This window comes from Staphylococcus roterodami, from assembly GCA_022493055.1.
Taxonomy (GTDB): domain Bacteria; phylum Bacillota; class Bacilli; order Staphylococcales; family Staphylococcaceae; genus Staphylococcus; species Staphylococcus singaporensis.
The window spans coordinates 278,728-292,539 of the sequence record CP092781.1 but is presented as its reverse complement, the minus strand read 5'-3'; the positions used below and the strand labels follow the sequence as shown (position 1 = coordinate 292,539).

11 protein-coding genes are annotated in these 13,812 nt (G+C 32.3%); all 11 read right to left on the bottom strand.

Annotated elements, in window-relative coordinates:
• Positions 1-124: 124 nt before the first annotated feature.
• The 11 genes from ML436_01225 to esaA are packed head-to-tail and all read right to left on the bottom strand — an operon-like array spanning position 125 to position 13,745.
• Positions 125-628 (bottom strand): TIGR01741 family protein, encoded by a 504-nt coding sequence (locus tag ML436_01225; GenBank protein ID UMT78409.1) that lies wholly within the window; start codon positions 626-628, stop codon positions 125-127.
• A 10-nt stretch (positions 629-638) separates the two neighbouring features.
• Positions 639-2,483 (bottom strand): DNA/RNA non-specific endonuclease, encoded by a 1,845-nt coding sequence (locus ML436_01220; GenBank protein UMT78408.1) that lies wholly within the window; start codon positions 2,481-2,483, stop codon positions 639-641.
• Positions 2,484-2,492: 9 nt separating this feature from the next.
• Positions 2,493-2,810, bottom strand: a complete 318-nt coding sequence (locus ML436_01215; GenBank protein UMT78407.1) for a hypothetical protein — start codon at positions 2,808-2,810, stop codon at positions 2,493-2,495.
• Positions 2,810-3,484, bottom strand: coding sequence for a DUF5081 family protein (locus ML436_01210; GenBank protein UMT78406.1), 675 nt, complete (start codon positions 3,482-3,484; stop codon positions 2,810-2,812). Before ML436_01210 ends, ML436_01215 begins: the two co-directional genes overlap by 1 nt.
• Entirely contained in the window at positions 3,484-3,798 is a 315-nt protein-coding gene (esxB, locus tag ML436_01205) for a WXG100 family type VII secretion effector EsxB (protein ID UMT78405.1), read from the bottom strand. Before esxB ends, ML436_01210 begins: the two co-directional genes overlap by 1 nt.
• A gap of 15 nt (positions 3,799-3,813) precedes the next feature.
• Positions 3,814-4,206 (bottom strand): type VII secretion substrate EsaC, encoded by a 393-nt coding sequence (gene esaC / locus ML436_01200; protein ID UMT78404.1) that lies wholly within the window; start codon positions 4,204-4,206, stop codon positions 3,814-3,816.
• 29 nt (positions 4,207-4,235) lie between these two features.
• Positions 4,236-8,675, bottom strand: a complete 4,440-nt coding sequence (essC, locus tag ML436_01195) for a type VII secretion protein EssC (GenBank protein UMT78403.1) — start codon at positions 8,673-8,675, stop codon at positions 4,236-4,238.
• 21 nt (positions 8,676-8,696) lie between these two features.
• Positions 8,697-10,031, bottom strand: a complete 1,335-nt coding sequence (gene essB, locus ML436_01190) for a type VII secretion protein EssB (protein ID UMT78402.1) — start codon at positions 10,029-10,031, stop codon at positions 8,697-8,699.
• Positions 10,032-10,043: 12 nt separating this feature from the next.
• Positions 10,044-10,286, bottom strand: coding sequence for a type VII secretion protein EsaB (gene esaB, locus ML436_01185; protein UMT78401.1), 243 nt, complete (start codon positions 10,284-10,286; stop codon positions 10,044-10,046).
• Positions 10,258-10,716 (bottom strand): type VII secretion protein EssA, encoded by a 459-nt coding sequence (gene essA, locus ML436_01180; protein UMT78400.1) that lies wholly within the window; start codon positions 10,714-10,716, stop codon positions 10,258-10,260. Before essA ends, esaB begins: the two co-directional genes overlap by 29 nt.
• Positions 10,716-13,745 (bottom strand): type VII secretion protein EsaA, encoded by a 3,030-nt coding sequence (gene esaA, locus ML436_01175; GenBank protein UMT78399.1) that lies wholly within the window; start codon positions 13,743-13,745, stop codon positions 10,716-10,718. The genes essA and esaA overlap by 1 nt, the downstream gene beginning before the upstream one ends.
• Between the last annotated feature and the right edge of the window lie 67 nt (positions 13,746-13,812).

Below are 13,812 nucleotides of genomic sequence, written 5' to 3'. Positions count from 1 at the left end.
TTTAAAAACCTAAAATTATCTTTATATTATTATTTGATGAGCATCAACTTTACGGTATCTATTGCTTTTTACTTAAACGCTAAAAAGACTAAACAAAGCTTTATTGTTTAGTCTTACATCAAGATTATCTATCTTCCGCTTCTTCCTGTTCTTTAACATACTGTTCGATTTCTTTAACCCAATTTATGGCATATTCTTTTTCAGGCCAAATTCCAAATTTTTTATACATATAATAATGTTCTCTTCCCATTTGTCCAAACTCTGAATTCGCCCAATCAATATAATCAAAAGATACGTTTAATTTACCATCTCTTGTAAAGTCAAATTCACATGATGTCCATGGTTCAAGACCTTCTTCTTTAAATAAATTCCTTAAATTCTTAAACAAGTAATACAGATTCATCCATAAATCATCAAATATTTCCTCTGAAACATTATAATCTTTAGATATATTCGTGTAATAATTCAATTCATCGCTACCTGGTTTAGTATAATTAAAAACGACCTCCCCTCCTCTATCATTTACATAGGCTATCGTATATACCTTTTCCCACTCTACTGGTATCATGCCATCTATCTCATTCGCAATCTTGTTGTATATTTCACTTAACTTAGCTTCAAACCCCATACTAACACCTCTATATATTTTCTATTGTTTTAACTTTTCGTTCATTATTAATCTCATATCCAACCTTAAATATAGTTGGCCGTTGACTATTACCGCTGTATTTCACTTCCATTTTAATATTTTTCACTTCATCTCCCGACTTTAGTGCATCTTTCCACTCTTTTTCCAACTGGTACCAATCACCATTTTCCTTAAATGGACGGTTGATATATTTACTTTGTGCTACAAGGTTATCTATATCTTTTGACCCACCAAACATTCTAGCGATTAAATGGCCTCCATCATCGTCTGGTAATCTATCCTCTCCACCCACGGTTCTTTGTGCATGGTTATTACGACCGCCATCTTTTAGAGAGAGATTGTCTACATAAACTTCTTTTATGCGCCCTTTATGATCAGTCCGATATATGTGACCATTAGGCGTTGTATATTCAATATTCGCCTTTAGTTTCTTAGGTCTAAGTCTTGCATATTGTTTTCCGAATTCAACCTTCGTGTAGTTTGGTGATTCAACATATTTTGATGAATTAATTTCATAGCTACTTACACTATGTTTACCTTCACTTCTCACCATACTATCTTTTGGGCCATGTGTCACGTGATTTTGTGGTGTAACAGCACGTTTCATGTTTTGACCCATGTTTCTCAAAGTAGTTGTTTCAGCAAATTTTATACCACCCATTCCCGCTGGTGCAAGTTGTTGTTTAAATGGATGTGCTATTTCTTTATCAAGTCCATTATTCACTATTCGTTTGACATTTTGTGCTTGTTGTCCAATCCAATTTCTACTTTGTTGAACAGTTTGAGTTACTTGACCACGCATGTTACTCAGCATTTGTCCAACATGAGTATTTTGAGCAAAGTTACGAGATTGATTCAACACACTGTTTTTCATCATTCCCATTTTAGGTGAAATACGACTAACTGCTTGTTGCATTGTCTTTTGCAATCCTGTTTTAACTGCAAATTTTTCTCCGCCTTTGAAGCCTAATTTCATTAAACTTTTCCCAGCACCTTTGAGGAAGCCCATACCTGGCAATGGAATAAGCGAAAGTCCTTCCATGATTCGTTCTTCTTTAGATAGCTTTCTTCCAGTTACAATATTTTTTCCTGTGGCTGCATTTGCTGCTGAATAAGCGGAATAAGCACCAATAGCTACTGCTCCAGCAACAGGATTAATACAAGATAAAACTACCATACCAGCTAGTGCTGCAATCTCTATAGCTTCTTCTTTTTTCTTTTGCTCCTCTAGCTCTTCCGCTTCAGCTACTGTCATGTAATCACAAGAAGCGCCCTGAGTCATCATTTTTTCGAAATCACTTTTAGATAATTTCTTATCTTCTTTTTTCATTTCTTTGTAATGCTGATCAATTACTTTTACAAATTCTTGATCCGATTTTAATATTTCATCGATGCTATAAACATCGCTGTCACTTTTCTTGGCATCTCCCTTTGCAATTTTCCCAGAAGCCCCATAGGTATCTCTACCATGTCCACCACCATTTTTAATTAGTATATTTTCCAATTTAACATTCGTTATACCTTTGAATGCTTTATCTATATCTTCTATAAATGGCGTGTCAATAATTTCTTTCATTTTCGAATCTAATTGAGATGCATAATCATATAATTCATTTTGATAATACCCCATTAACTTAGATCCTTGTGGACCTACTACACTACTTGTTAATGATATTGCGCCATCTTCGTCTAAAGAACTGACATCGCTTACCGCATCATCCATTGTTGTATCTACATCTAAGAAGTCTTGACCCTCTATTGCATCTATTACACTTTGGATAGATGACTTTTCATTATCATAATCAGCTGTTAGATATTCAATATCTTTTGTCATGTCATGCACCTATCCTTCAATATTATAGTAAAGCTTGGCAAATTCCGTACCCCAATGTTCATCTGCTTCAAAGAACTTTTGTGCTGAATTCATGACGCCACCACCGAGTGTACTCAATGGACCTTTGAGACCACTAATGACTGTTGCAGCACTACTATAGCCATTTTCCATAGAATGTGCAGCTTTTTCACTACTGTAGTAATTTAATTGCGCTATTTTCCCAAAGTTTTGAGCTATTTCATCATACTTTTGACTAATGCTTTCTAATTCTTTTACAACATGTGCAATCGTTTCAGCTTTAACACTAATTTTCCCACTCAACGTCATTACTCCTCTGCTTTATTAATATGATTTTCATCAGTATCGAATCCAAATAATTCTCGTATAAATGTATTAATGACACCAATATGAACATTCAGCACTTTATCTTTTAATGGGTATCGAATGAGTAGCAAATCATTTTGTTCATAAATGTTATATAAACTTTGTTGAGGGTCACCTTGATGATTGTATATTTCAATTTCTAAAACACGCCCAATCGTATCGATACTTTCATTATTTAAGTTCTCCAATGTTTCATCGTCAATTTGTTTAAAGTCCCAATCATTAGACTTTTCTTGTCTCATCAATAAAGGATATGATTGTACAATCGACCACCATGCAATGTCTTTATTTATAATTCGTATTTGAAATCCATTATTTTTAAACCGGCTTAACAAAATATATTCATCTTTTTCATAGCTAAATGGTGCAAAATACATATCATTAATTCGAATATTTACAATTGCGCTAATATACTCTCTGACTAATGTAGCCACTTTAAAACCTGCATCAGTTAACTTGTCATTCTCTGTTACTAATTCCTTTTCAATTAAAGCAGCTTTAGCTTCTTCAAAATTTGATGGATCAAACAATTCAAAATTTACGAGAGGTAATTTACTACCACCTAAAATTGTTAATTCTTCGTAAGAAAAATAATCTATTCGCTTAACATCTTTCATCATGGGTTCACCCTATCAAGCCCTTGCTTAATTGATAATGTATCGTATTTCGCTAGATTTTGACTTAAGTTATCAATTGCTTTTTGATGGTCAGCCATCGGTTGTACTAATTCTTCTTGAAACTTTGCCATAATAAGTAACACATCTTTCACCTTATTGGCGAACTGTCCTTCCCAATCACTACCTTCGATATACTCAGCGAGCTGTTGCGTTTGCTTTTGACATTCTTCAATATCTTTAGCTGTTTTTGCCGCTAATTGTTTTGCTTGATCAACCTTGCCACCATCTGCTTTAATACCTTTATATCCACCCATATCTTCACCTCAATATTAATTCATTGCTTTATTAAAATATTCACTTGCCTTTTCGCCAGCAATTTCCTTAGCTTTTTGGAGGGATTCTTTATTTTTATCGATATCTTCACCCAACATTTCAAGCTTTTGTTTCATCAAATTTCTTTTTTCAATATATAACGTATTGGGCGCCTTTCCCTTAACAGTTACACTGTCCTTATTAGCACTAGATTTTGCAGTTTGTACGTCCTTTGCTGTGCTTTCAATATCATCTAGTGCAAAACTCAAATTAAATTCTAATCGCTTATATTGTTCAGCTTTTCTTAAATATCCAGAACGAACTTCAATTTCATGCGCAATCTCTTCTGCATGCTTTTTAATATCTTTAAATTTCGACTTAACCATTGTTTCAATATCATTAAAATTCATAACATACCTCCCTCCTATTTAATTCATTGCTATTTAAACCATCTAATCTTTTGATAAGCTTGGTTTGCGACCATATATGCTTCATTTTCTTTAATAACTGGTTCTCGTTGAATAAATCTAAATTTAAAGAATTGTTGGTCTGAAATACGAATACCTATACTAAATTGGTTAATCATTTTACGTGCAACATCAATCTGTTTATCATAAGCATCTATTAATTCTTTATGAATGCCGACAAATAAAATGTTCAAGCCAAGTTCTGGTCCTTTTGTAATAAGTTTTTTAACATCATCTTCCGGAATATACGTGCAATCAATAAATGTTTTAAAATCATTGATAATGTAAAGTGAATCTTTTTCAAACGGACCGTCCATTTCTCTTTGTTTTAAGTCTTCAATCATTAGTTGATGAATCGCTTTAATGTCTTCTCTTTCTTCGGCAAAGTTAGCCACTTGATGCCTATAAGCTTTAAACTCTCCACTTGAGTCTGCGATACAAATCGCATATTTTTCATTTAATATGTCAATCTCTTTCATCATAATTTCGGCAATATGCGCAATTTCTCTCGGATTTTCTGATGAAATCATTGCTGGTTCAGTTAATTTAATTTTTTGTAGTGTAACACCTTCATAATCTAATCCAATTGGTAAAGCACCATTTGCAACTATATCCGGTAAGCTTAATGATTCTCTGTAATCTTCATATTTAATTTCATCTGGCATCATAGGAATATCACTTGGTGTTTCACCTTTATAAAATTCTGTCATCGCCGATACTTCATCATTAATTTGATCATTATATGATTTGGTCTCATCATGTTTAAATGGTTGGCCAATATGGAATGATACGTTGTCATCGCTACTTAATAATGCTCGACCCACTACATCTTTAACCGCAAATTTTTGCTGTCCTACTACGTTCGACACCTCTGATTTATCATATAAAAACATGGCGATACGCGTTTTCATATTAATGTACATTGGTGTTTTCATAGCGTTAGCTCTTGAGGCAGTTAAGGTTACTTGCATGTCTAATGCTAGCCCTTCACGTGTCATTTTAATCATCATATTTTCAAAAACTTCTTGGAAAGGTGAATCTTTTACTGCGTCAAAGTTATCAATAAGAATAAAGACATGCGGAATTGTTTCACCAGTTAATTTTCGATATTCAGAAATGCTAGTGACACGATACTGACTTAAAATCTTCTTACGGCGATCGATTTCATCATTGAATATACGTATCGCCTTCGCAATCTTGTCTTCTTGATCTACTGTGAAATAATCAGCGACATGTGGTATGTCTGTGACTGGCATCAAACCATTAGTACCGAAATCGAACAAGTACATGTGTGCTTGATCAGGACGATGGTGTCTTGCAACATCGAAAATAATGTTGTGTAAGAACGTTGTTCTACCATATCCTGGACTTCCGATTAACGCGATGTGACCAGCTTTTTTCAATTGTAATACCATCGGCCCTTGATATTGTTCTTCTGGTACGTCTTTAAGTCCTAATGTTAATTCCACTTCTTTTGCATCATCTGACCATAATTTTCTAAAATCTGTTTCTACTAAATCTTCTTGATATACATTTTCTGGCAATGGTGGTAGCCATGGACGCTTAACTTCTTCAATTTCTAATCGTGTTGTAATAGATTCGATATGATCTATAACCGCTTCTAACTCAGTTTGATTTTCTTTCGTTTCTTCATCTTCAAGTCCACTCAAGTCTTTGTTGATTGCTTGAAGTTGACCATAGTCATTAATCATGTAAATTGTCTTATCTTCAACTTCTAATTTATCGCCTTCGATGTCATATGTTGCTCCACTCCATGCAGATTGGAACAATTCATAAATTTCATTATTACCAACTTGTAAATACGCACGACCTGGTAATGTAATGTCTGCTGCATCTGGTGTTTTTAAAATTTCATTACTGTCTTGTCTATCTTGTACTTTTAATGCCAATTTAAATTTAGAGTTAGACCAAATTTGGTCATCAACAACACCCGATGGTTTTTGTGTCGCAAGTATTAAATGAATACCTAACGAACGTCCAATACGTGCCGTTGATACAAGTTCTTTCATAAAATCAGGTTGTTCTGATTTTAATTCGGCAAACTCATCGGAAATAATGAATAAATGTGGCATTGGTTCTGTCGCAATACCTTCTTTAAATAACTTATGGTATTGATTAATATGGTTAACATCATGCTCTCCGAATAAACGTTGACGTTTTCTCAATTCGGCTTTGATTGATGTTAAAGCACGCATCGCTTCATCACCATCTAAGTTTGTAATCGTACCAACTAAATGGACTAAATCTTTAAATAAGTTCGCCATACCCCCACCTTTATAGTCAATCAATAGGAACGCAACTTCATGTGGGTGAAAATTAATAGCTAAAGATAAAATGTATGATTGGATAATCTCAGATTTCCCTGAACCAGTGGTACCAGCAACTAAACCATGTGGTCCGTGTGCTTTTTCATGTAAGTTCAATGATAAAATGTCATCTTTACCTCTTACACCCAAAGGTACTGCCATCGTTTTGTATGTTTCGTTTTGTCTCCATCGATTAACCACATCAAGCTGATCTACTTCTTTCACGTTATACATCTCTAAAAATGTAATACTATCAGGAATTGCATTTTTCAAATGTTCAACGTGTATCAAATTCGCCAAACGTCGCGCGATATATTCTTTATCGACGTTATCAATATTTTCAGGTGTAAATTTCAATTGAACTAATTCTTTTTCTTTCGTAATCAGTTCGCCTTCAGTACGAGACTTGATATCAATAATGGTATCTACATGCTCTGGCAAACTTTCAATCACATCTTCAACAAAGATTAATGAAATACCATATTCTGATAAATCTTGGTTTACATATTCTAAAATGACATGATCAATAATTAATGACATATCTGTAATGACAAACACTAATTGCGGTGTAAAAATAATTTGCTCATTACTTTTACTGCGTTCACGCACAGCTTGGATACGTTCTTTAATCATGCTGTAAATTGACGTTAAAATTTGGTCACGTGTTCGTTGATTGTAAACAAACCCTCTAATGTTTTGACCTCTCAATGTCATATGTGGCAACCAACGTGCCCATTTCAATGTTTCAACTTCATCTTCACGTGTCACAAATAGAAACTCTAAATCATGATAACTATGGAATGTTGATAATTGGATTAGCATTTTCTCCAATTCTTCTAAAATAAGATGTCGTGCACCAATATATGCAATCGGTCCATGATTTAAATCATTGATTAATGGTGCTTGTTCTACATCTGTGTAAAATTCATACAATTCCTTAGCATCGTCGAATAATTCATCACGACGTTGGTTAAATTCTTCTTCTTGGTAATCTAATTTGAATGACTTTTCTACATTCGCAATACCTAACTTATAATGTAAGAAATCGTGATGATGCGATGTTTTTTCATATATTCTTGGTGCTTTCGTTTCAACGATATCTTTAATTTCAGCAACCGTTGGATAATGGTAATTCAAACTAAAACGTTGTGCTTTAATCGCTTTATTAATTTCTTTAGATTTATTATCCAAATAATCTTTGTAATCTTTCTCTCGTTTTTCAACATCTTTGTTATACTTTTTCTTTTCAGAGAAATACGTTGTAATACCAAATACTATCGTTACTGTACTCATACCAATCATCATTAAAATATAAATACCAATTGGTCTCACTAAAAAGATGACAACAGTTAAAGCAATCATTACTAATGGCGGTATAATGGAACGCCATATCACTGTATTATTTTTCTGTATTGGCTGTGGCGGTCTTTCAATCTTAATATCATCGGTCGGTTCACGATGAATGATTCTTGGCGAACGATGGTACGTATTGTAATCATCTGCCTGTGCGTGTGGCATCTCTTGTGTTAAGCGAATTAATGACGATGCCACTGTATTCTGACTCAATACATTTAAACCATCAGCTTGTACTTCAAGCCATATCCCTTCAACATAAATATGATCACCAATGTAAGCTTTGTTCGTTAATTGCTCTTGTAGTTCATAGTTGATATACACATCTGTATTTTTATCGTGCACGATGCGCACATATTGAGTTTCTTGTATCGATTGAAAATCTTTAATAATGATGGCATTCATTAAACTTTGAATGACCATGTCATCATATGCATTTGATCCAATCGTCATCGTATCTTGAATCGAAGGATACGCAAATGATGCATAATCAGCTTCTGTATAAAGCTGTAATGTAATGGCATCAAGATCACCTTTTATAACATGCACCTTATTAATGGAAGTATGATTCGCTTGCCAAGTACCTTGATTATTTTGTTCTAAATGAATGACTTCGCCTAACGATTTCAATGTAATATCTGCACGCTCGTCTTCGCTAATAGTATATGTCTTACCATCTCGCAAATTGAGCATCTTCAATTGTTTGTTATATTTTATAATCAATTTATGCATTGTCTTTGCCTCAGTCCTATACTATTTTTTTCTTTCAGCTTCTTGACGTTTTTCTTTATCTTTTTGTGCTTGTTCTTTTTGTTTCTTTTCGTTCTCTTCTTGTTGCTTTAATTTCTCATCTTTCGCTTTTGCTTTCTCTTCTTCAGATTTTGCTTTTTCATCTTTAACTTGCTTTTCTTTATCTAAAATATCTTGCAATTTATCGTTATACTTTTTCGTTTCTTCAGAACGTTTATCATTCGATAAATCACCGTTATTTTTAATCTCGTTCAATTTATTTATTAACGCTAATTTCGTAATATCGTTATCATCTAAATATGTTGCAATGTCAATCGCTTCATCAAGATGTCCTTGTCCTAATTCCATCCAATATAATAAGTAATCTTTGTTTGAATTTGGTGTCACGTTATTAAGCAAGTTTTCTTTCTTATCTTTTTCTAAACCTTGTTTGTTTGTTTGGATATAGCTTTTGGCATAAATGTAAAGCGCTTCTTTATCTAATTTTTTACCATCTAAATCATCATACGTATTTAGTACTTGCGTATAATCTTCCTTCACAAATGCTTGGTATCCTTTTTCAATGCGCTCATTATGCTTCATTACTGAAAAATATAAAAAGGCTAAAAATGCAATTAATAACACACTTAATGTTGTCATACCGATAGCAACCCATTTAAAAACGGTATGCCCTACTTTACGAACATATGCATAATTTTCACTATAATCTTGTTCTTGTTTTTGATATTGTTCATCTAAAAACGACGTTAATAAGTCTAACGTTGCCGCTTCAATAACTTTAGTTTCAAATGGTGTTCCTTTATGTAGTTCTAAGTTTCCTTCAACTAATGCGTCAAATGATTGTTTCTCATTGAATGCACATATAACCAGTGCTTTATATCTTGTTAAAAATTCAGCTTCTGAAATCGGCAAGGGATCAACAACATTTTGTAACCCTCTCGTTTTTGCAATCGGCAATCCATCTCTTGTGAAAAATAATTCATCTGGTGCCAACACAAATGTATAGCGTGTACGATTTACTTCTTCTAAATTTTTGATATTAAGTAAGTAACGTAATTTTTCATTTTTAGTAAATGATTTAATATTATCAAAAGGTGTATGATTGTCATTAATGTCATAATGTATTTGGAAACTATCACGTAGTTCAGTTAGTTCAGCATCTATAAAATATGGAGAATGTTGTTCTAATAAGTACATTAAATGAAAATGTTCTGGTTTAATTGAAGACTTAGGAATCTCTCTCATATCTAAACGTAATTTTGTTTTAGCTGCTTCTTCGGCATCTAAAGGTGTTAACATATCTTGCATTTCATTTTTAGGGTCATGATTTTTAACCATCTATTTTTCCTCCTATAGTAACTTCAAAATATCTCCATCAGCGATTTGATAATCAATAAGTCGGTCGTTTTCAACAAGTAATTGACCTTTTGTCATTACTTTAATTTGTGTATTCACATCGAAAATCGAAATATCCAAACTGTCTAACACTAATGCAATTAAATTCTTAATCGGTAAATATGCCGGTACTGCTAGGTCATATGTGCCGTAATTATAATTAGTAAAATCAAATGTTACTTTTACGTGCTGATTCATTTTTCGTTCGTCTCCCTTTATGAATTGAAAAAATGACAAATCCTAAAGTCAAAAAAGCCCCTACAGACATCAAAATGTACGGGAATATTTTTTTCTCCTGCTTGTTTTGAATATAGGGGCTTTTATCACTCTCCGAAGTCTTTTCTAAGTTAGATTTGGAAAATAACACTTTTTTAGTTTCATTCAAGCGAGTCGAGTGACTCGCTTGATTATGAAACATATCATTTTTTATTTGTTGTTGTCGTTCTTTTTTCTGTCTAGCAATCGCGTCGTTGACTTCTTTACTATCTTTATTAAATAGCGTTGTATCATATTGATTTAAATCATTATTGATTCGCTTTTCCTCTTCTTGTTGCACATCAATATTAAGTCCGCCATTATTGCTAGATGCTGTTAAAAAAGTTAAAGCAATCACGCTATTCATCAACATTAGATTAATCTCTCTTTCTTAAAGTGTTTTATAAACATGTTCAATACAAATCCAATAATTACGATTAACGTCAATATTACTAACGCTAAACCTATTGGATGTTCTGCATTTAAATAATTGAAGAACATATTATCAATATAAGATAATGGTGAAATTTTATTAGTAACACCTTGGCCAGCTGCTTTTAAATTATTCATAGCTACAAAGTATAATCCTAATGTAGCAACCATTATGAACATACCTATTGATTTAACTTGTCGTAATAAATACGTATTGATAAGTACGAAGACCATCATTGTTAAAATCACCATTAAGATGAATTTCATTCTATAGCCAGCTAATACATGGAACTTATTCATTGCAATTAAACCGACAATTAATCCTTCTACTAAACCAGTTGCACCAATAACACCAGACGTAATTGCATTATTCCAAAGATTGTTTTTACTACTGTAATCATCTTTGATGAAATTCATTTGTCCTTTAGCGCGTTCATAGCTATAGAAAATATATGCCGTAATCATTGATAGTAAATACATCAATAATACAAATAATGTTGGTGAAATTACATCTGTATTACCATTATTTGCTAATACATTTTCTAAATTTTTCTTTTGAACCGGATTACTCATAAATGCTTTTAATGCTTGGTTTTGTCGGTCACCATCTTTAGAATTTTGTAATACTTTTTTGAATTCTTTAGCGAACAACTCATTATCTTTATCGTTTTTAGCCATTTGACGGTTCAAGTCATTCGCTCTTACGCCTAATGCTCGACCTGTCGCATGTAGTTTATTCACATTATTATCTAATTGATTTAATTGTCCACTAACTGAATCTGCAATTGTTTTTGATTCTTGTGTATCTGATAGCAATTGCGTACTCTTTTCAGAAATTCTACTAATTTCTTTATCTAAGTTAGAAGACATTGTGTTGAATTCATCATTTTTGCCTTTGTCAATTTTTGGTTCTTGTGGTTCTTCATCAAATGTCTTTTTAACGTTTTCTAGCTGATCAACCAGTTTAGAAATATCTTCTTTATTTTTTGTTGTATTCTTTTTGTTATTTAAAATGTCATCAATCAGTTTGTCTGAATTATCTTCCATAGTATCGATTTGATGTAAAACAGCTACTTTGTCGTCTTTGAAGCTTTCCATGTCATTAACAACTTGGTCAACCATCATATCAATTAAACGTTTATTATCGAATGGTTTATCTTCTCTACCTTTTGTCTCTTTGTACATTTGATAATGTGCATCGAATCTAGATAATGCGCTTAATTGTTGACTTAATGCATCTTTAGACAAACGACCATCAAGGTTATGATTCAACGTTACATCTACAACACTTGTTGATTTTTTATCATTCGGTTCATCTTGACGATTTGCTTGTCCGAATAATAATTGTAGATGCATTGTTTTATCTTTTAAGAAATCTTTTTCAGCATCTTTTTTCAATTTAGCGACACCATTGACTTCAACTTTATAATCTTTATTTGATGTATCTAGCTGTACACTTTGATCTTTAATATCATACTTTTTACCATTTATTTTAATTTCACCTTCAAAATTAAAATTAGGATCAGTTGCAACAGTTAATTGATTAATATCATTACTTTTAATTGTTTCAGTACGTTGAATTTTGACACCATCATTAATCAAACTAGTTGTGTCTTGCGCAACTTGGTTATCATAATCAGTTAGATTAATGTGTTCTGTTAAAGGCTTTTTCAAATTATATTCGTTTTTATAACGTTTTGCTTCTTTAACAATAGCTTCGTATTTATTTGCTTCTTCATCATTTAAACCAGCATTTAAGAAGTCTTGTTTAGACATGTTATAGATAAATGTTGTATCTGTATCAGGTTCTTTAACGATATCATCATGCAGTTGTTTTTCTAGATTTTCAGCAAATTGAGTATTGTTCATTTTAATACTGTCTAGCGCATCTTTTAAGTCTTTGTTATTCGCAAGCTCATCTTGTAATGATTCAGTTAATTGCTTACGATAATCTTCAATCATCCCTTTTGAAAATGGCGATTCTTGTGACTTGATGATATCTCTTAATCTATCTAAGTTTTCCTTAACTGTTTGTTTATATTCTTCTTTACCTGTATCTTGCATATTAGATTGTTGATCAATTTGGCTATCCATCTGTTTCAACGCATTAATATAGTTATCAAGTTCTACACTATTTTTTTGCGACTTATAATCTTGTAAAAACTTGTCCATCGCTGTATTTTGTTCATCGAATAGTGAACTTTGCTTTTCAATTAAGTTCGAAACATTATAATCTGTGTTTACTCTGAACGTATCTGAATTCGCACTTAATAGCGATTTATTGTATGTTTGGAACCATTTTGTAATGTCTTTATTCGCAGAAATTGAATTTACAAGCGTATCTGTAAACAATTCTGGGAAGTCGTTAATTGGATTTAATAAGTAATTCGAGAATTTACTATTCACACCATGTTCACGCGTCATAATAGCACCAACATTCTTTTGTGCATTATGTAAATTATCAATAATACTTGTTAAATAAATTTCTACTAAGTTTTTATTAAAGTCATTAAGTACATTACTTACAACTTTTTCTGTGTTTTTAGCTACTTCTTCTTTTTGTCCTACAGCTGTTTTATACTGTAATGATATTTTCGATGGTGTTTTAGCGTCTAATTGCATTGCTAATTTTGAAAAGTTTTCTGGAATAACAATCATGACTTGATAGCCACCATTTTTTAAGCCTGACTCGGCAACGTTTCTCGTTACAGTTTCAAATTTATAGTTTTTCTCATTTGCTAACCTTTTTATAAATGCTTGACCCAACTCAACCTTTTTACCGTTGTATGTAGTTGGTTGATCCTCGTTAACAATTGCGATATGTATTGTATTATTTTTATTACTTACATTGTGAGATTCTTTTTCAGATTGATCTCCATATTTTGTTTGAACAAAAAATATCATACTAACTATGGCAATTAAAATAATTAAAGTGACAATTAATGCATAAATCCAATTTTTCTTTTTCATGCTTATTTCCTTTCAGATATTTTCTTAAAAAAATGATAGGCAAAGCCACAATATTGATTGTGACTTT